The sequence below is a fragment of the Hymenobacter qilianensis genome (assembly GCF_014489555.1).
In the GTDB taxonomy this organism is placed as follows: domain Bacteria; phylum Bacteroidota; class Bacteroidia; order Cytophagales; family Hymenobacteraceae; genus Hymenobacter; species Hymenobacter qilianensis.
On the sequence record NZ_CP060784.1, the window covers coordinates 2,071,879 to 2,095,967 of the forward strand.

At 54.6% G+C, this 24,089-nt stretch carries 19 protein-coding genes; 10 read left to right on the forward strand and 9 right to left on the reverse strand.

Annotation, left to right across the window (positions count from 1 at the left end):
- Positions 1-79 precede the first annotated feature (79 nt).
- From ruvA to tatA (H9L05_RS09635), 6 genes are all read right to left on the reverse strand, one after another.
- On the reverse strand, positions 80-685 hold the full coding sequence (ruvA, locus tag H9L05_RS09610; RefSeq protein WP_133271558.1) for a Holliday junction branch migration protein RuvA: 606 nt from the start codon (positions 683-685) through the stop codon (positions 80-82).
- A 164-nt stretch (positions 686-849) separates the two neighbouring features.
- Positions 850-3,120, reverse strand: coding sequence for an NADP-dependent malic enzyme (locus H9L05_RS09615; protein ID WP_187733971.1), 2,271 nt, complete (start codon positions 3,118-3,120; stop codon positions 850-852).
- Positions 3,121-3,285: 165 nt separating this feature from the next.
- Positions 3,286-5,334 (reverse strand): LysM peptidoglycan-binding domain-containing protein, encoded by a 2,049-nt coding sequence (locus H9L05_RS09620; RefSeq protein ID WP_187733972.1) that lies wholly within the window; start codon positions 5,332-5,334, stop codon positions 3,286-3,288.
- Entirely contained in the window at positions 5,334-6,773 is a 1,440-nt protein-coding gene (gatA, locus tag H9L05_RS09625) for an Asp-tRNA(Asn)/Glu-tRNA(Gln) amidotransferase subunit GatA (RefSeq protein ID WP_187733973.1), read from the reverse strand. The genes H9L05_RS09620 and gatA overlap by 1 nt, the downstream gene beginning before the upstream one ends.
- Before the next feature lie 13 nt (positions 6,774-6,786).
- Positions 6,787-7,200, reverse strand: a complete 414-nt coding sequence (gene tatA, locus H9L05_RS26050) for a Sec-independent protein translocase subunit TatA/TatB (RefSeq protein ID WP_308421982.1) — start codon at positions 7,198-7,200, stop codon at positions 6,787-6,789.
- A 9-nt stretch (positions 7,201-7,209) separates the two neighbouring features.
- Positions 7,210-7,431, reverse strand: a complete 222-nt coding sequence (tatA, locus tag H9L05_RS09635) for a twin-arginine translocase TatA/TatE family subunit (RefSeq protein ID WP_187309769.1) — start codon at positions 7,429-7,431, stop codon at positions 7,210-7,212.
- Between the two features lie 342 nt (positions 7,432-7,773).
- Between tatA (H9L05_RS09635) and H9L05_RS09640 the strand changes: the two genes are divergently transcribed.
- The 5 genes from H9L05_RS09640 (at position 7,774) to H9L05_RS09655 (ending at position 10,804) form a co-directional block, all read left to right on the forward strand.
- The gene (locus H9L05_RS09640; protein WP_187733974.1) at positions 7,774-7,926 is read left to right on the forward strand and encodes a hypothetical protein; all 153 of its coding nucleotides are present in this window, start codon (positions 7,774-7,776) and stop codon (positions 7,924-7,926) included.
- Entirely contained in the window at positions 7,902-8,741 is an 840-nt protein-coding gene (locus tag H9L05_RS09645) for a GAF domain-containing DNA-binding protein (RefSeq protein WP_187733975.1), read from the forward strand. The genes H9L05_RS09640 and H9L05_RS09645 overlap by 25 nt, the downstream gene beginning before the upstream one ends.
- A 450-nt stretch (positions 8,742-9,191) precedes the next feature.
- Positions 9,192-9,716 (forward strand): S66 peptidase family protein, encoded by a 525-nt coding sequence (locus H9L05_RS26055; protein WP_317175165.1) that lies wholly within the window; start codon positions 9,192-9,194, stop codon positions 9,714-9,716.
- Positions 9,717-9,745: 29 nt separating this feature from the next.
- A complete protein-coding gene (locus H9L05_RS26060) occupies positions 9,746-10,126 on the forward strand; it encodes a hypothetical protein (protein WP_317175185.1) in 381 nt (126 codons plus the stop codon).
- 81 nt (positions 10,127-10,207) lie between these two features.
- Positions 10,208-10,804 (forward strand): GrpB family protein, encoded by a 597-nt coding sequence (locus tag H9L05_RS09655; protein ID WP_187733976.1) that lies wholly within the window; start codon positions 10,208-10,210, stop codon positions 10,802-10,804.
- Between the two features lie 111 nt (positions 10,805-10,915).
- Here H9L05_RS09655 and H9L05_RS09660 read toward each other — a convergent pair whose 3' ends face one another.
- The 3 genes from H9L05_RS09660 to H9L05_RS09670 all read right to left on the reverse strand — a co-directional run bounded on the left by H9L05_RS09660 (position 10,916) and on the right by H9L05_RS09670 (position 15,026).
- On the reverse strand, positions 10,916-11,752 hold the full coding sequence (locus tag H9L05_RS09660) for a M28 family peptidase (RefSeq protein WP_223284849.1): 837 nt from the start codon (positions 11,750-11,752) through the stop codon (positions 10,916-10,918).
- 344 nt (positions 11,753-12,096) lie between these two features.
- The gene (gene cysS, locus H9L05_RS09665; RefSeq protein ID WP_187733977.1) at positions 12,097-13,602 is read right to left on the reverse strand and encodes a cysteine--tRNA ligase; all 1,506 of its coding nucleotides are present in this window, start codon (positions 13,600-13,602) and stop codon (positions 12,097-12,099) included.
- Between the two features lie 314 nt (positions 13,603-13,916).
- Positions 13,917-15,026, reverse strand: a complete 1,110-nt coding sequence (locus H9L05_RS09670) for an endonuclease/exonuclease/phosphatase family protein (protein WP_187733978.1) — start codon at positions 15,024-15,026, stop codon at positions 13,917-13,919.
- A gap of 180 nt (positions 15,027-15,206) precedes the next feature.
- Between H9L05_RS09670 and H9L05_RS09675 the strand changes: the two genes are divergently transcribed.
- The 5 genes from H9L05_RS09675 to infB all read left to right on the forward strand — a co-directional run bounded on the left by H9L05_RS09675 (position 15,207) and on the right by infB (position 23,965).
- Positions 15,207-16,718: a DUF7948 domain-containing protein gene (locus H9L05_RS09675; protein WP_187733979.1), complete on the forward strand. Its 1,512-nt coding sequence runs from the start codon at positions 15,207-15,209 to the stop codon at positions 16,716-16,718.
- Positions 16,664-18,667 carry a T9SS type B sorting domain-containing protein gene (locus H9L05_RS09680; protein ID WP_187733980.1) on the forward strand — a complete coding sequence of 668 codons (2,004 nt, stop codon included), beginning with the start codon at positions 16,664-16,666 and terminating at the stop codon, positions 18,665-18,667. Before H9L05_RS09675 ends, H9L05_RS09680 begins: the two co-directional genes overlap by 55 nt.
- Before the next feature lie 164 nt (positions 18,668-18,831).
- Positions 18,832-19,275, forward strand: a complete 444-nt coding sequence (locus tag H9L05_RS09685; RefSeq protein ID WP_187733981.1) for a ribosome maturation factor RimP — start codon at positions 18,832-18,834, stop codon at positions 19,273-19,275.
- Positions 19,276-19,445: 170 nt separating this feature from the next.
- Positions 19,446-20,732 carry a transcription termination factor NusA gene (gene nusA, locus H9L05_RS09690; protein WP_187733982.1) on the forward strand — a complete coding sequence of 429 codons (1,287 nt, stop codon included), beginning with the start codon at positions 19,446-19,448 and terminating at the stop codon, positions 20,730-20,732.
- Between the two features lie 122 nt (positions 20,733-20,854).
- Positions 20,855-23,965 (forward strand): translation initiation factor IF-2, encoded by a 3,111-nt coding sequence (gene infB, locus H9L05_RS09695; RefSeq protein ID WP_187734233.1) that lies wholly within the window; start codon positions 20,855-20,857, stop codon positions 23,963-23,965.
- Positions 23,966-24,089: the final 124 nt, after the last annotated feature.

Genomic DNA, 24,089 nt, shown 5'->3' on the forward strand with positions numbered 1-24,089 from the left:
ATAGAGGCGGCGAGAGACTTCTTACCGTGGGTCAAGGGAGACTAAAAAAGACGGGCAGGCGAGCAGCCGGAGAGTAAACCTAATTCGACTTCAAGGCAAATTTAATCAATTCCTCCACGCTCAGATCATTACCGTGACGGTGCTGAATGGTCTCCAGCGTTTTTTCCGCCGCCGACCGGGCAAATCCCAACGTGACTAGAGCGGCTAACGCTTCGCTGCGGTTGGTATTGTGCGCCCGCGCCAGTGGCACCGTATCGATGCCGGCTTTGGCCAGTAATTCGTCTTTGCGTAGCTTGTCTTTAAGCTCCAGCACCACCCGCTGAGCCGTTTTTGGGCCTACTCCCTTGATGCTTTGAATGGACCGCACATCTTCCTGAATAATGGCCTGCCGAATGGCACCCACGCCCATGCTCGATACCATCACGATTCCTGTGCCCGGCCCAATACCTGATACCGAAATCAGCAGCATAAACAGCACTTTTTCGTTCGGATCGAGGAAGCCGTAGAGAGCCTGTATATCTTCCTTGATGTGCTGGTAGGTATAGATTTTTGCTTTTTCGCCTTCGGCGGGAAGCTTTGAATAAGTAGCCAATGAAATCCTTACCTCATAGCCCACACCGCTCACATCCATAATGGCTAAAGCAGGGTCTTTGTAGGCAAGGGTACCGTCGAGATAAGCAATCATAAAAGGGGATTGAGTGTAAGATTTGTGTGTTGAAAGATGCTCTAGTTTCAACACACAAATAGTAAGTTAATGTCTCCTCAAAAGCAAAATAATTTAGCCATTAACCAATAATATTAGCAAAAGAATCTGCTTCTAGTTGGCTAAGTTATCTAAATCATGCTGACTTATAACGGCTTATTATAAGTCTGAGCATCAACCACGGCTATAGCCGTCATATTCACAATCTCGCGCACCGAAGCGCCGAGCTGAAGCACATGGACGGGTTTGCGCATTCCCATCAGTACAGGGCCTATTACCTCGGCGCCACCTATTTCCTGTAGCACTTTGTAGGCAATATTGCCCGATACCACATTCGGGAAAATCAGCGTATTAGCCCCATGCTCGGCTAGTTCTGAGAACGGATAATGCTCCCGCAGAAGCTGAGGATTTAAGGCCGTATTGGCCTGCATCTCGCCATCCAGAATCAGATCTGGGTAGCGCTTTTTAGCTAACTCGGTGGCCAAGCGAGCTTTATCGGGCAAAGCGCCGCGGTTTGAGCCAAAGTTGGAGTAGCTAAGCACGGCAATGCGAGGCTCGGTGTCGAAAAAGCGTACTCCACGTGCCGTCAGACCAATGATATCCACCATTTCCTCGGCCGTAGGGTCGATGTTTACGGTAGTATCTGCGAAGAAGAATGGGCCCTTGCGGTGCTGAATAATGTACATGCCTGCCACGCGCTGCACGCCATCTTCCACCCCAATAACCTGTAAGGCCGGCGTAATTGACTGACCATAATCTTTGGTTAGACCAGTGATAAAGGCATCGGCCTGCCCGGTTTCGAGCATCATAGCACCGTAGTAATTGCGCTCGCGTAGCAATCGACGACCTTCGTAGAGGGTGATGCCGCGCCGCTTCCGCTTCTGAAAAAGCAGCTCAGCAAACTCGGCCCGCTGATCGTTTTCTTCCAGAATATCAATAATCTGACAGCCTTCCAGATCGAGGCTGTTGGCGCGGGCTATCTCGTCAATTTTCTTGCGGTTGCCGAGCAGAATGGGGAAAGCAATGCCCTCATCGTGCAGAATCTGAGCGGCTTTGAGCACCTTATAGGTATCGGCTTCCGCAAATACCACGCGCTTCGGATTGGAGCGGGCAGCGCTGGTGATGCGGTTCATCAGCTTCTGATTTACACCCAGTCGAGCCCGCAAATCATCCTCATAGCCCTGCCAATCGGTGATGGACTGGCGCGCTGAGCCGCTTTCCATGGCAGCGCGTGCCACCGCCGGCGAGATGGTCGTAATCAGGCGAGGATCAAGAGGCTTAGGAATTAGGTATGTCCGGCCAAAAGCCAGCGTATTGTCTCCGTAGGCTTTATTCACCATATCTGGCACGGGCTCCTTGGCCAGCTGCGCCAGCGCCTGCACGGCCGCCAGCTTCATGGCTTCATTGATTTCAGTGGCGCGCACGTCCAAAGCTCCCCGGAAGATGTAGGGAAAGCCAAGCACGTTGTTTACCTGATTCGGATGATCGGAGCGACCAGTAGCCATAATCAGGTCGGGCCGGGTGGCCATGGCTACTTCGTATTCAATCTCCGGGTTTGGGTTAGCTAGGGCAAATACGATAGGATTGTCGGCCATGCGCAGCAGCAGCTCGGGCGGCAGCACATTAGCCGCCGACAAACCCAGAAATACATCGGCTCCTTCCAGCGCTTCGGCAAGCGAAGTGACAGCGCGCTGGGTGGCAAACTGCATCTGCAAGTCGGCCAGATCGGTGCGCTCCGCGTTGATAACGCCTTTGATATCAAATACTACGACGTTCTCGACCTTAAGCCCCAGCGCTAAGTACAAACGCAGACACGAAATAGCCGCTGCCCCAGCGCCACTGACGACCAGCTTAATCTCGTCAATCTTTTTGTCTACAACTTCCAGCGCGTTCAGCAGCGCCGCCGACGAAATAATGGCTGTGCCGTGCTGATCGTCGTGCATGAGCGGGATGTTCATTTTCTCCCGCAGTTCCGTCTCAATCCGGAAGCACTCCGGCGCCTTAATATCCTCCAGATTGATGCCGCCAAACGTGGGCTCCAAGGACTTTACGATGCGAATAAACTCATCCGGATCAGTGGCGTCAATCTCAATATCGAAGCAGTCTATGCCCGCGAATTTCTTGAACAGTACGCCTTTGCCTTCCATCACGGGCTTGGATGCGTCGGGCCCAATGTTGCCCAAACCAAGCACCGCCGTACCATTTGAAATTACGCCTACCAGGTTGCCTTTGGCCGTGTATTTATAGACCTCCTCTTTGTTGGCGGCAATAGCCAAGCAAGGCTCTGCTACGCCGGGCGAGTAGGCTAATGCCAGATCGAGTTGCGTGCTTAGAGGCTTGGTGGGCACCACTTCAATCTTGCCCGCGGGGGTACGGGAATGGTAGTCGAGGGCTTCCTGTTTGTTGATTTTCAGCATTACTAGAGAGGGTCGGGTGAGAGGTGCCGGGCGAGGCAACGAATAAGCAAGTTGGGGCGAATTTGCCCCGAATCAAAGTTGAGGTAAGACATCTATATTCATAAAAGCCCCCAGCACAGGGTCTGGGGGCTTTTTTTGAATAACAGGACTACAATATTAGGGTGCTTACCGAGCTACAATCAACTGTTGGCCGGGCTTCACCGCGTCTGACTTCAGGTTGTTGAGCTTCCGCAACTGGTCCACCGTTACGCCCTCGTAGCGGCGTGAGATGTTGTAGAGCGTATCGCCGGGCTGCACCAGATGTACCTTCTTCATAGCGGCGCTGGTGGATGACACTTTGGGGCTGGGCTTGGTCGACGCTACGCGCGGGGCTGGCTCCTCAGTGGGCTGGGGGGCATTTTGGGCTAGAGATTCCGCGTTGGCGGGCATATAAAAAATCAGCTTCTGACCCGGCGATAAGCCCACTGACTTCAACTGATTCCAAGCCATGAGCTGCGCCACGCTTACCCCTTTAGTGCGAGCCAGCTTCTCCAGAAAGTCACCTTTGCGCACGATGTACTCGGTGGGCAGGCTATCCTGCGCTGTTTCGGTAGTGGCAGCAAACGTAGTACCGGTGGCTACTACGCCCGAATCAACTTTAGCTGTAGCCGCTACCGGCTTCAACGCAACAGCCTTGCTGCTGGGAGCAGCTACATTCTGCTCCGCTATAGCTATAGTAGCTGGATCCTCTTCTTCCTCAACTGCTTCAGCTATTGAAGCTTGAGCAGGCCTCGCTGACACGGTTTTTGCTACTGTGGGGGGCATTTTTACGGCCATCAATGGTAGCTTTTCGGGCACCACCAGCCGGTTAGCAGCCACCATCTTTGTGCTTGGCGCAGCCTTTTCAGTGACTGGCAGCAGAACAACCAGCTGTTGCTTTGGCACTAGCGCCTTGCCACGCTGCAAGCTGTTCCAGCGGGCCAGTTGAGTCGTTGTTACATCATAGCGGGCCGCTATGGCTCGAACCGTCTCGCCGCGCTTCACCGTATGACGCACTTTGCGCTGGCGTGGCTCGGTTGGTGCCGGTTTACTGTTGGCTGCTACAGCCGTAGAGCTGAAGCCAAAGCCCTGGAAATCAGGCAAGCGAGGCGTGAGAGGAGAGGGTGGCGGTACCGATACTTTGCAAAAATCCAGAAACAGGTTTCGGTCCTGAGCAGCTAATTCCTGCCGCACCCGCACGGGCACTTTCAGGGAATAATTGCGAAGCGTTTCGGGAATGTAGGGTTTGCGCAACTCAGGATTGTAGCGCGAAACAGCGGCCGAATCGAGCCCAAACTGAGCCGAAAACTTGCGCAAATCCAACGACCGGCCCGAAATAAGCAGCGTGTCCATCGGCTCCGGATATTGGTACCGTAGCGAATCCGAGTGCAGCCTGTGCTCCCGCGCGTATTGCAGCGAATAGAAAGTAGCCGTGAACGTTGGTACGTAGTTGCGCGTCTCTTTCGGCAGATAAGGGTAAATAGCCCAGAAATCGCGCTTGCCGCCTGACTTGACAATGGCGCGGCGAATGTTGCCGGAGCCGTAGTTATAGGCAGCCAACACCAGTTCCCAATCGCCAAACATGCGGTATAAGTCGCGCAGGTACTTGCAGGCCGCCTCCGTCGATTTCTCGGGGTCCATGCGCTCATCCACATACTCATTGCGCACGAGCCGGAGGTCGCTGGCGGTAGGGCCCATGAACTGCCACAAGCCCAGCGCACCTACCCGCGACTTCGCCTGCGGTAGCAACGCCGATTCCACTACTGCCAGATATTTCAAATCCTGCGGCAGGTTGTACTTAGCCAGATATTTCTCAAACAGCGGGAAATACAGGTTCTGCCGCTCCAGAATGCGCTGCGTATACGTTCGGTTGCGTACGGTAAAGTAGTCCACAAAGCTCATAACGGAGTTGTTGAACGTATGCGGCACGTCGGTTTCCAGACAGGCAATACGATCAGCAACAAGGTCGCGAACGGCGGGGGGCTTTTGCAGCCAGCGAAGCCGGGCTGTATCAATCAATACAGGCTCGATGAACACGAGCGTGTCCGGCAGCAGCTCGATAGACACGCGGGTCGTATCGTAGTTGGCACGCTGAACGTCCGGTTTCGGATTAGCGAGCTTTTGGGCCGCCGCTGGGCGGGCAACAGCAAGGGTCAGCAGAAATAGAACGGCAGTGCGCAACAACGATTTTTTCATCAGGGCAAAACAGGCGTGAGCGATTCCGTTACAGATTTGGCGAAGGCCAGTAGATGTTCCTCGCGGAAAGCTCCGCTCAGAATTTGCAGCCCAATGGGCAACCCCGCCGCGTCGTGTCCGGCTGGTACTGATACGGCCGGCACACCGGCCAGCGAAGCCTGTACCGTGAAAATATCAGCCAGGTACATGGCTAGTGTATCTTGTTCATTTTCCCCAATCCGGAATGCCGTGGTGGGCGTAGTCGGAAGCACCAAGAAATCATACTGGCGCAATAATTCGTCCGTTTTCTCTTTGATCAAACGTCGAACGCGTTGAGCTTTGGTATAATAAGCATCGTAATAATCAGCTGATAATACGAAGGTGCCCAGCAAGATACGGCGTTGTACCTCAGGGCCAAAGCCTTGCGACCTGGTTTTTTTATACAATGACTCCAGATCTGTTGCATCCGAGGCCCGATAACCAAACTTTACCCCATCGTAACGGCTCAGGTTGGAGCTGGCCTCGGCAGTGGTCAGGATGTAGTAGGAGGGAACGATATAGTCGAGATAGGGGAAGTCAACTGCCTCCACCACATGCCCCTGACCACGCAGTACATCAAGAACAGTTTCCGTAGCCGCCTTTATTTCTGGGTTCAGCCCTGGGCTTTCCAGGCAGTCGCGGATGTAGCCAATGCGTACATGAGGAGCAGGAGTTAGTAGCTCACTGTACGCCGGTACCGGCTGCTGGCTAACGGTACTATCAAAGTTGTCGGGGCCCGCCATTACCTCTAGCAGCAAGGCCGCATCATCAACGGAATGCGTTAGCGTACCTATTTGATCAAAAGAAGACGCGTAGGCCACCAATCCATAGCGGGAAATTCGTGAATAAGTAGGTTTAAACCCTACTATCCCGCAGAAAGCGGCCGGCTGACGCACCGACCCACCCGTATCGGAGCCAATGGAAGCCAAGCACAGATCGGCCTGTACGGCAACGGCTGAGCCACCTGAAGAGCCGCCGGGTACCCGGTCCGGGTCGATGGCATTGCGAGCGGGCCCGAAATAAGACGTCTCGTTGGAGGCGCCCATCGCAAACTCATCGCAGTTTTGCCGGCCAATAATGATGGCATCAGCATCAAGCAGGCGCTGCACGGCCGTACCGGTGTAAAGCGACTTGAAGCCGTCGAGAATATGGCTGCTGGACTGTAGCGCGTGGTCTTTGTAAGCCAGCACGTCTTTCAAACCGATAACCATACCCGCCAGCTTCCCGGCGGTACCTGCCGCCAGCTTGACATCTACAGCGTCGGCCTGAGCCAACGCTTCATCAGTGAATACTTCGAGGAAAGCATTCAGATGGCTATGCTTCTGAATGTTATCCAGATAATACTCCACGAGCTGACGACAGGTGGTAGTGCCTGCCGTCAGCTCGTCGCGAACTTCGGTAAGTGAATTAAAACGTCTCAAAGGATACGGGCAATCAATTGGATGACTGGTCGAGGCGGGGCCGCTCGGGAGCAGGCTGGGGGGCAATTTCACCGTCAGCAGGCTGTGCTATGCTCGTTCCGGTAACAGGATGTTCCATCGAGGTCATAGTGGTTACAGCAGGCTGATCAGCAGAAGATGGTTGCTGAGCTGTGTCATAGCTTGGAACGCTGGGAGCAGCATAAGCAGTGGGCTGCTGATACGGCTGGTTTTGCTTTGGCAGACCCGCGTTTTCAATCTCGCTGCGAATTTCGCTGGAGGCATCCTTAAACTCGCGGATACCTTTGCCGAGGCCACGCGCCAGCTCCGGGATTTTATTTGCCCCGAAGAAGATGAGAATAACGACCAGAATCAGCATGATTTCGCCGCCGCCAAGGTCGCCTAAGAACAGGAAAAGAGGAGTGCTCATGGCTACTACTTACAATCGAGTGTTGGTAGGGTCATTCGGATTCACCGGCCGGTCCCGAAACTCAGGCTTATCTTCTTTGGTGGCATCCTTAAACTCGCGGATACCTTTGCCAAGGCCTTTGGCCAGCTCCGGAATCTTGCGGGCCCCGAAGAGTAAAATAATGACGAATAAGATCAGCAGTATCTCGGTTGTACCGAAGTTGCCAATCAGGAAAAGCGAACCAAATGTCATAATGGAGAGGCGCTCAGGCCGTTTGGGAGGAACAAACCAAGTATACGCAAGTCGGTATGCGACAGGATTGGTAAAGGTACCGGTTAATTTTAAAAATTGCTGCGGATAACCACTTTAGCTTGGTAACAGGTGGGGGGCTTTTTCGCCGAACCTAAATCCGTTGCTCGTGTTTTTGCCGTATTAAAAAGTTGCCTGTCGTGAACGTTAAAATGTTTTAACGTGCAAAAGTCTAATTTCATCGGTTTGAATCGCAGTTTCGTAGCGTAAGTATGATTACTTTGTGATGGCTAAATGCGTTTGAAATCAAAGTATTAGTGTTATTTCCCGCCTTTCCCTTTTCCTATGCCTGCCAAGCCAGTTCCGTCCACTAAAGCTTCTTCACTTCCCTTTGCCGCGTTGGGTAAAGAAAGTGAGGCCGTGCGACTGGAAGTACTGCGCAATTATCAGATTCTGGATACGCCCCTGAACAGGTGTTCGACGATCTGGCGCAATTAGCGGGCTTTATCTGCGGAACGCCTATTTCTCTGGTATCCCTGATAGACGCGGAAAGGCAATGGTTTAAGGCTAAAGTGGGTTGGGATGCCAGCGACAGTACGGATCGGGATGTGGCCTTTTGTCAGCACACGATACTGGGAGAAGATGTGTTCGAAATTGAGGACACCACCAAGGATCCGATGTTTTGCGATAATCCGCTGGTAACGGCTTCGCCAAGTATTCGCTTCTATGCGGGCGCTCCGCTCATAACGCCTGAAGGAGTTCCGCTAGGCACCATTTGCGCCCTCGACACGGTACCTCACCGCCTCACCGATGCCCAGCGAAATGCCCTCCGCATTGTGGCCCGCGAAGTAGTATCGCACCTGGAGCTGCGCCGGGCGCGCCAGCAGCTAGAGCAGGAGCAACGCAAGCTGGACGGCCTCTTGCGCATGGCCAACGACGCGGCGGAGTCCTTATATATGGGCAGCAAGGCCGAGATTTTTATTAAGCAGGAAAACAAGCTCTTGCGGGTAGAAACGGCTGATATACGCTATGTCGAGGCCCTCGGCGACTATGTGAATATCTACGTAGCAAAGGAGCGGTATACTGTGTACAGCACGATGAAGGAGTTGGAGGCGAAGCTACCGGCCCGTGATTTTGTGCGTGTACACCGCAAATACATTGTACGACTCGATTGCATTGTGGCCATTGAAGCTGATTCTGCACTTATTGCTGGCGCCCGCAACTGGCATTCTGATAGTGGAAGCAATACGTTGCCAATTCCCATCGGCAACTCCTACAAGTCAATCTTGATGAGCCGGCTTAATCTGGTTTAGCGTTACGTAAACGCTGTAGGTCGGCTGGTTGCTTAAAAAGTTGTACCTCAAAACGTAATATTCACCGAGTAAATAAGCGAGTTCGGCGAATAGAATTTTTATACAATTGAAAAGAGCTTATCTTTCGGGCTGTTATCGGAGTGTTTAACCTGAATGTTAGCCTTGAAGGTATTTCTTGACTTCTTATTTAGGTGAGGTTTTCTGATAGCTAAGTTTGTTTTCATAGCTCAGAAAGGCACCGTGCACTGCACGGTGTTTTTTTATGCCCGCTGGTTTGCTGGCTTATAAGAAGGCACATCAGAAAAATAGTTGTCCATTGATTTCTTGTTTAAATTCAAAAGACTGGGCTGTGGAGTTTCTGCTGGCTGAGCAGAATTAATACGTCACGCTGATTCTGGTAAACGCTGGATTGTCCGTAGGTTTGCGACCGGTCAAATTTGCCCCCCAGCCATGCCTACTGCCCCTCCTGTCCTGCGTTCCGGCGACCGAGTCGCTATTGTGTGCCCTGCCCGTAAAGTTACCCATCAGGAACTGGAGGCATCTATTGCTATTCTGACTGCCTGGGGCCTGGAAGTAGTATTGGGAGCTACCGTAACCGCCCAGCATCATCAGTTTGCCGGCCCCGACGAGCTGCGCCGCCAGGATATTCAGCAGCAGCTCGACGACCCCAGCATTCGCGCCATCTTGTGCGCCCGTGGCGGCTACGGCACTACGCGCATCATCGACCAACTAGAATTTTCGCGCTTTGCCGATAACCCCAAATGGATTGCGGGCTTCAGCGACATCACTACGCTTAATTGCCACTTGCTGGCGCTGGGCCACGAGAGTATTCACGGCGTAATGCCGCTGCTCTTCAATCAGGAAGGAGGGGAGGAGGCATTGGAAAGCCTGCGGCGCGCTTTATTCGGGGAGCCCATTAGCTATTTTGCCCCCAGCACGCATTTAACCGCCTGGGTAGCGCTACCGGCGAGCTGATTGGCGGCAATCTGAGCCTACTGCAAACTATTACCGGCACGGCCTCCGACTGCTCGCTGGCTGGTCGTATTTTGTTTATTGAGGACATCGATGAGTATCTGTACAACATCGACCGCATGATGGTACACCTCGACCGTACCGGCAAGCTTGCCAGCCTGGCAGGGTTGCTGGTGGGGCATTTCACCGATTCCAACGATAACCTAATTCCTTTCGGCCAAACACCCTACGAAATCATCCGGACGTATGCCGCCAAGTATGATTTTCCGGTAGCTTATGGCTTTCCGGTGGGTCATGAGCCGCTAAATATGGCCTTGATTTGCGGACGCGCCGCCCACATGGTAGTCGATGAAGCTGGTGTGCACCTAAACTATGTGAGTGTAGCTCAGCACACGGAAGCGGCCCTAGGTTAGGGCCGCCAAGACAAACAATATGGTTTTTGATATTCGCTGAAATGCTTGGCTAAAAGGTAGTGGCTGTCTACAGGAAAACGCATGCATAGTTTGCCAGCTTTTGCTTCCTCGCGGCCGGTAGTACTGCTGCCGTACCAGCCAGCGTGGTCACATGAGTTCGCCGAACTAGCCCAGCGTCTGCGGAAAGTGGCGGGCCCGAGCCTGCTCGAAATCAATCATATCGGCTCCACTGCTGTGCCCAGCCTGTGCGCTAAAGACGTGCTCGATGTACAGATCCAAGTGTCGAGTATAGCGGATGTGGGCAGCCTTACGCAGGAGCTTCGCCGTGCAGGTTTCCAGAAAGGGGAAAGCATAACCTGCGACATCTTTAACGGGCTGCCGCCACAATCACCAGAACTCTACAAATACTACATGCGCGAACCTTCGGGCGAGCGGCGCATGCATCTGCATATTCGGGAGGCTGGCCGGTTTAATGCCCGTTACGCCCTGCTCTTCCGCGACTATCTGCGGGCTCAACCCTTGGCTCGGGAAGAATATGGTGAATTGAAGCTTCGGGCAGCAGCGCTATTCCCGTATAGTATTGAGGGGTATCTGTATTTGAAAGAACCTGTGTTTCACTTGCTTTATTACGCCGCCGAATTGTGGGCTGAGAAGGTTGGGTGGAAGCCAAGCAGCTAACTGGCAAACGTATTCTCACCCAGCTCATTTATTGATTCAAGGTTCCCATGCTATCCAAAAAGCCTCCCCTGATCAGGGGAGGCTTTTGCGGTTTTGAATTTTCTGTGGCCGCTACTCAGCGTACACCGTCTGTAGCACTGTCTGCCCGACGGCTTTGAGCGTACGCCGGTCGATGATGCTCATATTATCCTGCGTAGTGTGGTGGTAGGCAGGAAAATAGTCGTCGCCGATGGGCAAGTGGTCGATGATATCGATGGTGCGTACGCCGGCCTGATTGGTGTACACGTGGTCGTCGGTGATGCCGGGGCTGTCTTGAAACAGGAAAAAATCGGAGTAGCCGAGGCGGGCGGCCGTATTCCAAACCTTATCTACTACGTCGCGGGCTACTTCGCGGGAGAGCTGCTCACGACTGAACTTGGCGTTTTGGGCGCCCACCATATCCAGCAAAATGCCATAGCTTGGTTTGTAACCGGCCGGCAACAGGTTTTTAGACCAATACTGCGAACCCAAGCACCAGGTATCAGTGCCTTGAGCGGCCAGCTTGTTTTGGAGTTTGCTCTGCGTGGCAGTGTCGTACCCATAGTCCTCGGCGTCGAAAAGGATAAAATCGACACCCACGGCAGGGGCTGTGCTATCGGACTGCTGGCTCAGAACGCGGGCCATTTCCAGCGCTACCGCTACACCACTGGCCCCATCGCTGGCCCCATCGAGCGGGGCGTTCGGATTTTGTTTGTCTTTATCGGCGAAGGGGCGCGTGTCCCAATGGGCGAACACCGCAACGCGGCGAGCGGCCTGGGGGGCAAATTGGGCGATGATATTGCGGGCACGCAGCATTTTGCCATCCCAGGCCATAGCCTCGAATGGCTGCTCGCGTACCGTCAATCCCATTTGCTTGAACTCCGCCACCAGCCAATCGCCGCAGGTTGCATGGGCTGGCGAACTAGGCACTCGGGGGCCAAAAGCTACCTGTTTGGCTGTAAAAGCATACGCCGAATCGGCATTGAAGGCGGGGCAGCGCGCATGGCGGGCTCTTCTGGAGTGGTGGCAGATTCCTGTCGGGTTCTGTCGGGGCAGCCTGTGAGCACTAGCAGTGCAACTACAGCAACAGGAGCAAGACGAAAAAGCTTCATAAGGGGCACAGTATCAGCGGGCTTGACTTGGCGCGTTGTTCGTTGGGTGGGCAGCAGACAGTGGGCCGCGCCGGCTTCTGTTTGCGGATAAGCAGCAGGGTAAGAAACGCTGGGGGGCTTTTTTATTGCCCTCTGCGGTTCCGGTGGTAGCATTAAGTGCTTTTAGTCTTCGCTGTAGGCCCAGTCGACGCCGGTTTTTAGGTCTTTAATGACAATACCTTGCTGCTTCAGGGCAGCCCGAATCTGGTCTACCTTATCGTACGCTTTGGTGGCTTTGGCTTCCTGATAAAAATCCAGGGTCAGGTTTAGAAGCTGTTCGGCATTGGCGCGCGGCTCATCCTGAAGGCCCAGAATCTCGCTTACCAACGTGCGGTAAGCGGTGGTTGCCTCATCCAGGGCCGCTTCGCTTACCGTAGCCAGCGTGGGCAGATTAGCAAAGAAGCCGTTGAGCTTGCGCAGCAGATTGAATAGGCTGGCTATGGCCCGCGCAGTATTCAGATCGTCATTAAGCCCCGTAAAGCAATCGGCGACGAGCTTGCGCAGCTCGGTGTCGGCCTTCTCGGTGTCTGGCTGGCGCTCTGTTCCTTCGGGCAGGCTCAGCTTTTCCAGCAGGCGCAATCCATTCATGAGCTTGCGGTAGCCTTTGCGGGCCGCCTGCATCGCCTCATCCGACACATCAACGGGGCTGCGATAATGCGCCTGCAACAGGAAAAAGCGCACTACCATAGGCGAATAGGCCTGCGTAAGCGTAGCCGTGGGCCCCTTGAACATACTGCCCAGCAGCACGAAGTTGCCCAGGCTCTTGCTCATCTTGGTGCCATTTACGGTTATAAGGTTGTGATGCACCCAGAAGCGCGACTCGTCGGTGTGGGTATGGCTGCCCTGGCTCTGCGCTATCTCGCACTCGTGGTGCGGAAACATCAGATCCAGGCCGCCGCCGTGAATGTCTGAGAGCTGGCCTAGGTACTTGCGGCTCATGGCCGAGCACTCGAGGTGCCAGCCGGGAAATCCATCGCCCCAGGGCGAAGGCCAGCGCATAATATGTTCCGGCGACGCTTTTTTCCAGAGTGCGAAATCCAGGGGGCTGCGCTTTTCGTCCTGCCCGGCCAGCGTGTCGCGGGTGCCGGCCAGCTGGTCGTCGATGCTTCGGTTGGAGAGCTTGCCGTAGCGGTCCTGTTCGGCATTGTAGCGGGGCACATCGAAGTATACACTGCCGTTCACTTCGTAGGCAAAGCCATTGGCAATGATTTCCTCCACCATGCTGATCTGCTCCGTGATGTGGCCGCTGGCCTGGGGCTCGATATCGGGCGGTAAGCAGCCCAGCGCCAGCATATTCTGGCGGTAAAGATTAACGTAGTGCTGCGCAATCTGCATGGGCTCCTGCCGCTGAGCGCGGGCAGCTTTTTCCATCTTGTCCTCGCCTTCATCGGCGTCACTTTCGAGGTGGCCTACGTCCGTGATATTGCGCACGTAGCGAACGGTGTAGCCGAGGTGGCGGAGGTAGCGCGTGAGAACGTCGAAGACTACCGGGCCACGGGCGTTGCCCAAATGAGCCTCACTATACACGGTAGGACCGCATAGATACACGCCAACGAAAGGCGAGTGTACAGGTTCGAACGCCTCTTTGCGGCGGCTAAGGGTGTTGTAGAGCGAAAGCGGGTGGTGCATGCAGTAAAAGTAAGTACTTACAGCTTGGTAAGCTTAGAGAATAGCATCTGGTACGTGGTTTACCGGTTATCGATTAACCAGAAATAAATCCTGCACTAGCAGCTCGGAAAGGCTATTTATTAGTACATAATTCCTGTGAGTAGTATATAAAGTTCAATGAGTAGTTTAAACTCAAAGCCGATAGTAATAAAATAGTTGGCTGTTGTTGGCGCTTTGCAGATTTAAAAAAGCCCCCAGATCATCGTAGCTTGTCAAATACTGCTGCGCTCAGGTGCGCTCAGGCCCGAACGCACCTCACTGGGTTATCGGCAGCTTTACTTCAGGCGGTATGTGCCCGACGTCGGGAAATGGTCGGAGTAAGGAATTTCGTAGTGCACCTGAAAGTCTTCGACCAGCCAGCGCGGACCGGCAAACTGGTGATCGATGCGGACGAAGGGCAGGCGGCCGTTATAAGTAGCGCCTACGCCGGTGCCAACGGTAGTCCAGGCATTCTGAAAACGATCGGCGAGCTGGTCGTAGGTGTAGCTGTAGGGAAGATCGTTGAGGTCGGCGCAGAGCAGAATAGGGTAGCGGCAGCGCTCAAAGCGGCGGATTAAAGTGTCTATCTGTACGCTGCGCGCAATGAGGCCGCGCTTGTAGCGGCGTAGCAGGCCGCGGCCCTCCCGCTTCAGCCCTTCCCGACTCGAATAGCTATCGACAATAGCTTTTTCCTCCATGCTCATACTCTGGAGATGAAAGTTATACACCCGAATGGTGTCGCCGGCGGGCAGCCGCACGTCGGCGAACATGGCGTGATTCTGCGTGAGCTTGCCAAAGGAAATGGTGCCCCGCTTTACAATCGGAAAGCGAGAAAAAATGGCCAGCCCAAATTCCGCCCCGATGCCATTGGTCAGCGTTTTGGATAAAAAAGCCCCCCGCCCGCTTTCCTCTCCAATTTTATCGACTGCCCGAAACACCTGGCCATCCTCCCGGGAGCCGCGGGGCTCATTATAGAATTCCTGCAGGCACAGCACATCGGCGGAGTTGTCGGCCAGCCACTGAATCATCTTTTTGGAAGAAGCCAGATCAGGGTCGCGGAGCTGCGGGTACACGTTGAAGATGCGCACGTTGGCACTCAGCAGCCGCACTTGTTTATCAGCTTTGCCGGTGGGCGCCTGCGCCGTATGCAGCGGATGTAAAGCCACGCCCCGCTGAAAATGCGGCCAGGTAAGCAAGGCGGCTAGCAGGGGCAGAGCTGCCACGCGCCAGTCGCGCAAAAACCAATAAACGACAGCTAGCAGATTTAGCGCCAGTGCGACGGGCAAGGTAAGCGCTCCAAACGACGCTGGCCAGAACGTGTGAGCCGGAATCTGCACGCACCCAATGGCTACCAAAAGCCACAGCAGAATTAGCAGAGTACACTTGAAAGCGAAGGAGCGACGCACGAATAAACAACTCTTAATTACGGAGAACTCAAAGGTAGCGCATGCACCGCGAATGCCGCCGGTGCTCACTTGATAAGCCAGTAAAAGCTGGGGGGCAAAATTCCGCTTCTCACCCGCCCTGACCTAGCTGAAGCCGCCTCAATAAATCGTAGCTTGCGCTATCCTTATTTAGCTGACACTATGCTGTATTCTACCCTTCGTTTACTTCTATCTACAGTGGCGCTTACGGCCTCTGTCTGGGTATCGGTTCAGGCCAAGCCCGCAGCATCGGCCCCAACTACCAAGTCATTAGAGTTTGTGGAGAATAAGGGGCAGTGGGATGCCCGCGCGCAGTACATGGCCGAGCTGCCCGCGGGGCGGCTATTCCTCGAAAAAACGGGCTTCACCTACACCTTCGCCGACCCGGAAGCCTTACGCAGCCACCGCGAGCATTCGAGCCCCGCTGGCGCCGGTTCGGAAAAACTACGGGCGCATGCTTACCGCGTCACCTTTGATGGCAGCAGCTCAGGCACCAGTCTTACTCCCGACGAGCCCACGGCAGGCTTTCGCAATTACTTTCTGGGCAATGATGCCAAGCATTGGGCGTCCAGCGTCCGAGGGTTCAGGCAAGTGCGCTATACCAATGTGTACCCGCGCATCGGCGCCCGAGTATACGAGAATGCGGGGGGCAATTTGGAGTACGACTTCACGGTGCAGCCGGGCGGCAAGCCATCTGCCATTCGGCTGCGCTATACCGGCACCGAGCGTCTGAGTCTGGAAAACGGTCAGCTAGTGGTGCAAACCAGCGTGGGCACCGTCACGGAGCAAACACCGAAGGCATGGCAGGAAATAAACGGGCAGCGCGTGCCAGTGGCGTGTGCGTTTATACTGGAGAAAAACGTGCTCAGCTTCCGCGTGGGCGCTTATGACTCGCGCCAGCCGCTGATTATTGACCCCACGGTTATCTTTTCGTCCTTCACTGGCTCAACAGCCGATAACTGGGGCTTCACGGCTACTTACGACGCGCAGGGCAATATGTACTCCGGCGGCATCGTGTTTGGATTGGGCTATCCGGCATCGTTAGGGGCTGTTAGCCAGAGCTTTGGCGGTGGGGTTGATGTGGCCATCATTAAGTATAACACAACCGTGCGGGGCAGTGCCGCCCGCTTGTATGCCACGTACTTGGGGGGCAATTTGATCGACGCTCCGCACAGCTTAGTGGTAAACAGCCAGAATGAATTGGTGATCCTCGGCTCTACGGGCTCCAACAACTTTCCCGTTTCGCGCACCACGTTCGACGATTCCTTTAATGGCGGGCCCCGAGTTGTTCCGCAAGGCGGCGGGCCCGGAATGAACTATGAGGCAGGGGCTGATTTATTCGTGAGTAAGCTTAATAGTAGCGGCAGTACGCTGGTGGCCTCCACTTATTTAGGCGGCACCGGCACCGACGGTATTATTCTGGGCGCTACGACGCTGACCCAAAACTACGGCGACGAATTCCGGGGAGATATTATCACCGACACAGAAGGAAATATCTACATAGCCTCTACCACAAACAGCACTGGCTTTCCGGTTCGGAACGGTTTCCGTAGTACCAGTCAGGGCGGCGCCTCCGATGCCGTGGTGCTAAAGTTTGCCGCCGATTTGCGCACGTTGGTTTGGTCCAGCTATCTGGGGGCTCCGGTGCCGACGCGGCCTATTCCATACAAATAGATGATGACCGCAACGTGTATGTGAGTGGCGGCACTACCAGCTCCAATCTGGCCGGTACCACGGGCCGGTATCAGCCCCAGCTGCGCGGCGGAATCGATGGGTTTGTGGCACGCATCAGCAGCGATGGAGCTGCTTTAACCCACGCCACGTATGTGGGCACCCCGGAAATAGATCAGACTTATTTTTTGCAACTGGATGCCGTTGCTAACGTGTATGTGCTGGGCCAGACTCGGGGCGCATTTCCGCGTACGGCCGGCTTATACGGTGTAGCCAATGGCCGCCAGTTTGTGCAAAAATTCGATAACACACTTACTACAAGCCCGTACTCAACGACGTTCGGTACCGGCCGTGCTGTGCCCGACTTATCTCTAACAGCCTTTCTGGTAGATGATTGCGAGCGTATCTACGTGAGCGGCTGGGGCGGCGCTACCAACTCCAATGGCGGCAATACGCAAGGTTTGCCCACCACGCCCGATGCTTCCCAGCGCACCACCGATGGCTCCGATTTTTATATTGTTCAGTTTAAGCCGGGCATGACGGCTATTGAATACGCTACTTTCTTTGGGGAAAATGGTGGCCGGGGCGAGCACGTAGATGGCGGTACTTCCCGCTTTGATAAGCGGGGCGCTATCTACCAAGCCGTGTGCGGTGGCTGCGGAGGCACTTCGGGCTTTCCAGTGCCGCCGGGGGCCAATTTTTATAGTACTACCAATAATGCGACTAACTGCAATAACGCCGCCTTTAAGATAGACTTCGCGGCTGTCGTGGTGAATCCTGGTCCCAACCGGACGGTGTGCTACAACGCCGGCGCGCAGCGTTTGGGCGGCAGTCCGGCTGGCGGTGTCTGGAGCGGCCCGGGCGTTACAGCCATTGCAGGCGGTGGCTACCAATTTACTCCCAGCGCTTCATTGGTAGGTCGCAATACACTGACTTACACTGTAAACACAACCGGCGTGTGCCAGAGCACCAAGCTACTGCGCATGACCGTAACTCCGGAGGCGGCCATCACATTTGCGCCCCCGGCCACCGTGTGCAGCAATACTACGGCTGTGCCGCTCACAGCTACGCCCGCCGGTGGTACCTTTAGCGGACGAGGTGTTACGGGAAGTACCTTCAATCCGAGCGCAGCTGGCATAGGCTCCCATGTAATAACCTATACGCTGGCTGATACTCTTGGCTGCGGCACGTTTTCCCGCACAATCGTGGTGGACGCCCAACCCGCCGTATCAGCCGGTCGCGATACTACGCTATGCTCGGATGAAACGCGGGCCTTCCGCATGTTGCGTGCCTCCCCAGTCGGCGGCGTCTGGAGCGGACCCGGTATGACGGCTGATGGCATGTTCACTCCGCCCAACACCAATAATCTGGGGGGCATTTTTACCCTTGAGTACACCGTAACAGTAGGCGTTTGTAAAATTGTATCGACTCGTAAAGTAACCATAGCGCCTACGTCATCTACCAACGTAAGCCTGAATACGCCCGAGTGCCAGGCTGCGCCTGAATACACTGGCTTAGCGCCCTTCACGATGCAGTTTGCACCCGTATTGGCTGGCGGTAGCTTTAGCTGGGATTTTGGCGACGGTACCACTTCCAATGAGGAAGCGCCTAGCCATGTATACGAAAATCCCGGCACATACCCCGTGCAGCTTACAGCTCGATACGCCGGTTGCACCGTCGTCACGCAGTTTGCGGCGGTGAAAGTAGGTAAGGTACAGATGCCGAACATCTTCACACCTAATAATGATAATCTGAACGACACATTTGCCCCTCGGATCAGCTGTAAAAACGCTCATCTGACCGTGTTCACGCGCTGGGGCAGTAAAGTGTACGAAGCCGACAACTATCAGAACGACTGGAGCGGCGACAAGCTACCCGAGGGTGTTTACTACTATCTGCTGCGCGATACAGACGGCAAATCAGCGAAAGGCTGGGTAGAGATAAAACGGTAGGCTCATGTCACTGCATCGTATCATCGGCGCAGCCTTGCATTCAGCCGAATATTGTACTATCTTTGCACCAGCAATGAAGTTAAAAAGAGGGGACGAGTCGTCCCCTCTTTCTTTTGTCACCTAGTTCAGTCTGTATGCGATTTGACCGTACCCAACTACTCGAAATGCTCCAAGAAAGCCTGTCCGGCCCGGAGCTGTTCGTTGTGGGCCTGACCGTGTCCGACTCCGCCGTTCGCCCCAAGATTACGGCCATCCTGGATAGCGAGCAGGGTATGGGTATTGAAGAATATGCCCGCGTAAGCCGCCGTCTTGCCCATCGCATCGATGAAACGTACGGGGAAGAAGCCAGTTACACGTTGGAAGTTACCTCCCCCGGTGCCGACCAGCCACTGACCGATTCACGCCAGTACACCCGCCACGTTGGCCGTAAGCTGCAACTGAAACTCACCGATGGCACTGAGAAAACCGGGACCCTCGAAGCAACTGAGGCTGAAGGTGTTCAGCTGACTGAAGAAGTGAAAGAAAAGAATAAAACGAAGACCCTGCCCACCGCATTTATCTCCTTCTCAACCATCGCGGAGGCTCGGGTTGTGATTTCATTTAAATAGGAATGCAGGTTTTGTTGAATGAAGCCGAATATCCGGCTGTATTCAACTTCTGGGGGGCAAATTTTCAGCTCCGGCAACTGCCGCTAAACCAGTAATATCTGCTTAAATTGTAACTGCTGCTTGCTTTTCGCATCTGCGCAATCTCTTTAAATCTGCAAAATCTGTGATTTATGAACAGCAACGTGCTAATTGAATCGTTCGCCGAGTTCGCCCGCTCCAAGAACATCGATCGTCCTACCATGATGAGTATTCTGGAGGACGTGTTTCGCACGATGATCCGGAAAAAGTACACTACCGACGAGAACTTCGACGTAATTCTGAACGTGGACCAGGGTGACTTGGAAATTTGGCGTAACCGTGAAATCGTGGACGACAACTCCGAGGATATCTGGGATTTCGATAAAATTCCGTTGACCGAGGCTCAGAAAATCGAGGCCGACTTCGAAGTAGGCGAGCAGGTAGCCGAGGAAGTAAAGCTCGAAGACTTCGGCCGTCGGGCCGTGCTGATGGCGCGTCAAACGCTGATTCAGCGCGTAAAAGATTTAGAGCGCGACCACCTCTACCAGCAGTATAAGGATCAGGTAGGCGAAATCGTGACCGGCGAAGTCTATCAGGTTTGGAGCCGCGAGGCTCTCATCTTAGATAAAGAAGAAAACGAGCTTGTACTGCCCAAATCGGAGCAGATCCCGAAAGACCGTTACCGTAAAGGCGACAACGTGCGTGCCGTAGTGCATCGCGTTGAAATCATCAATGGTACGCCCAAAATTATCCTTTCGCGGGCTGCACCGGCGTTTTTGGAGCGCTTATTTGAGCAGGAAGTGCCTGAGATTTACGATGGCTTGATTACCATCAAAAATATCGTGCGCGAACCCGGTGAGCGGGCCAAAGTAGCGGTAGAAAGCTACGATGACCGTATTGACCCGGTTGGTGCTTGCGTAGGTATGAAAGGGGCTCGTATTCACGCCGTTGTGCGCGAGTTGGAGAACGAAAATATCGACGTTATCAATTACACAGATAACTTAGAGCTATATATACAGCGGGCTTTATCGCCGGCTAAGATTGGCTCAATGAAAATCAATGAACAAACTGGTAGGGTTTCCGTGTTCTTGAAGCCCGACCAAGTAAGTTTGGCCATTGGCCGCGGCGGTGCCAACATCAAATTGGCCAGCCGTTTGGTAGGAATGGAAATTGATGTGTTCCGCGAAGCTGGTGACTATGACGAGGATATCGCCCTCGACGAGTTCCAGGACGAGGTAGAGCCCTGGGTATTGGCCGAATTGAAAAAAATCGGACTTGACACAGGCCGCGCCGTACTAGCCGTCAGCAAGGAAGATATCGTGCGCCGCACGGAACTGGAAGAGGAGACTGTCGAAGACCTTTTCCGTATCATCAAGCAAGAATTCGACGACAACAGCGAAGAACAAGAAGAACAAGCAAATTCCGGCGACGCGCAATGAGTGCGCGGCGGCCGGTCCGGCAAGGGCGTTGAATTGTGCCAAGCGGCGCGATTCAACGCCGTTCGGCAAGATTTAATATAGTACCTTTGCACCTCAATACGAGTATCGTTCGCGAGCACAGAATGGCGGAAGTAGCAACTAAACGGCTGAATCAGGCGGCCAAAGACCTGAACGTTGGATTGTCCACTATCGTGGATTTTCTGGCGGGCAAAGGGCACCAGATCGAAAACAAGCCAACGACCAAGCTGACGGCTGAGCAGGTTTCCCTGCTCGACAAAGCTTTTGAGTCATCGGCTCAGGATAAGATCGAAGCTGCGAAGCTCAGCCAGGCCAAGCGCCAGAGCGAGCTGGAGGCTTCTGCCCATGCCCGCCCCGAACCCGTGGCTCCTAAGGCCAACGGTGCTACTGCTGCGCCCGCCCCAGCCGAGGCACCCGTAAAGCCAGCCGAAGAAATTCGGCCAACCGCGCCTGCTCCGGCACCTGTGGTTGCAGAAGCCGCGCCTGCCCCGGCTCCAGTTGCTACGCCTGCTCCTGCACCACCAGCTGAGGCGCCAAAGGTGCCCGGCTTGAAAGTGCTAGGCAAAATAGAGCTCGACGCAAAAGGACGGCCCGTGCCTCCGCGGCCAGTGGCTGCCCCTACGCCTCCAGCACCGGCCCCTGCTCCGGTAGTAGCCGCGCCAGCTCCGACTGTAGCTGCTACACCGGCTCCTGAGCCAGAGCCAAAGCCCGCACCAGCTGCACCAAAAGAAGTTGTTGCGCCTGCGCCGGCTCCTGTAGCCGAAGCAAAGCCCACGCCGGCCCCAGCGGCACCGACTCCAGCTCCGGCTCCACCAGTTGAAGCTCCAGTCGCCGCTGCAGCTCCAGTTGCGGCAGCTCCGGTACCCGTAACTCCAGACGAACCAGTGGCACCAACTGTTGAGGATAGCACAATCGTAGCTAAGGCCGATCAGCTGAAAGGCCTGACGGTGCTAGGTAAGATTGAGCTTCCCATGGATGCCTCACGCCGTGGTGGTCGGGGTGCCCGTCCCGTCGCTTCGTCGGATGTGCGCAAGAGTGGCATAAATCAAGATAACAAGAAAAAGCGCCAGCGCATTGCTATACCCGGCTCGCCTGCTACTCCTGGTCAAGGAGGTCAGGGCGGCCAAGGCGGACAGCAAGGTGGTGGATATCAGGGTAACCGCCCAAATACTCCCGGTCAGCCGCGCCCAGCTGGTGGCCAAGGACAGGGTGCCCCTCGTCCTGGTGGTCCTGGTCCGCGTCCAGGTCAGCCAGGGCAGAATCAAAATGCCCCCCGGCCTGCTCCCGCTGCTAATAACCCAGAGCAGAACGATAAGCAGATTCAGGAGCAGATCAAGGCTACGTTGGCTAAGCTCAGCGGTGGCCGTGGTGGCAACCAGAACAACCGGGCAAAGTATCGCCGTGATAAGCGCGCCGGTGTAGCGGAAGACCGCGAAGCCCAACGCGCTCAGAACGAGTTGGATGCTAAGACGCTGAAGGTAACTGAGTTTATTTCGGCCAACGACCTTGCGTCCCTTATGGACGTATCGGTAAACGAAGTAATCAAAGTGTGCCTGAACATGGGCATGTTCGTTTCCATCAACCAGCGCCTCGACGCGGAAGCCATCACCGTTATTGCCGATGAGTTTGGCTACGATGTGGAATTCCTGTCGGCTGAGGAAGAGGAAACCGATGTTACGGTTGAAGACAGCGAAGAGGACTTAGTGCCCCGCGCGCCGATTGTGACCATCATGGGCCACGTCGACCACGGCAAAACATCGTTGCTTGACTATATCCGGAATGCGAAGGTAGCCAGTGGCGAAGCCGGTGGTATTACCCAGCACATCGGCGCTTATGATGTAATGACCGCTTCTAACAAGCGCGTTACCTTCCTTGATACGCCGGGTCACGAAGCCTTTACGGCCATGCGTGCCCGTGGTGCTAAGGTGACGGACATTGCTATCATTGTAATTGCGGCTGACGACTCTGTGATGCCACAAACGCGAGAAGCCATCAACCACGCGCAAGCCGCTGGTGTGCCGATCGTAATTGCGATGAACAAGATTGACAAGCCGGGTGCTAACTCCGAAAAGATCCGTGAGGAGCTGTCGGCTATGAACATCCTGGTGGAAGAGTGGGGTGGTAAATACCAATCGCAGGAAGTATCGGCTAAATCGGGTCTCGGCATAGACGACTTGCTCGAAAAGGTATTGCTGGAAGCCGAATTATTGGAGCTGAAAGCCAATCCTGACCGCAATGCAGTCGGTACTGTGATCGAAGCCATGCTAGACAAAGGCCGTGGCTACGTAACGACGGTGCTGGTGCAAACTGGTACGCTGCACGTAGGCGACGTTGTGTTGGCTGGTCCGCACTATGGCCGCGTAAAGGCCATGACCGATCACCGCGGTAAGAAAATGAAATCAGCTGGTCCGGCTACGCCGGTGCAGGTACTCGGTCTGACCGGTGCCCCACAGGCTGGTGATAAGATTCAGGTGATGGAAACGGAGCGTGAAGCTCGTGAACTTGCCACCCAGCGTCAGCAACTCTCGCGTGAGCAGAGCATGCGCACCAAGAAGCACATCACCCTTGATGAGATTGGGCGCCGCTTGGCTATCGGTTCGTTTAAGGAACTGAATGTGATTGTAAAAGGTGACGTGGACGGTTCGGTAGAAGCACTTTCGGATTCGCTGCTGAAGCTTTCTACTCCTGAGGTGAAGGTGAATATCCTCGCCAAAGGTGTGGGCGCCATTTCCGAGTCAGATGTACTGTTGGCTTCGGCCTCCGATGCCATCATCATTGGCTTCCAGGTTCGTCCTTCGCAGAGTGCTCGCAAATTGGCCGAACAAGAGCAGATCGATATCCGTCTCTACTCGATTATCTACAATGCTATCAATGAGGTGAAAGATGCCATGGAAGGCATGCTGGCCCCATCGGTGCAGGAGATAGTAGTTGCCAACGCCGAGGTTCGTCAGGTATTCAACATCACCAAAGTGGGCTCTATTGCTGGCTGTATGGTGACGGAAGGTACCTTCACCCGCCGCACCCGCGTACGTGTCGTGCGTGACGGTATTGTGGTGTACGCAGGCGAAATTCAAGACCTCAAGCGCTACAAAGACGATGTGTCGGAAGTGCGCCAGGGCTATGAGTGCGGTATCTCGGTGAAGAACTTCAATGATCTGCGCGAAGGCGACAACATCGAAGGTTTCGAGGAAAAAGAAGTGAAGCGGACACTGTAAAAAGTTGCCGACGAAGTAATAGTGAATAAAAAGCCCCCAACATACCGTTGTGGGGCTTTTTACGTTTAGCCAAAAGCTTTACCGCTCGCCGCAGAATCGCTTAGCTTTGCAGCAGACTACTTTA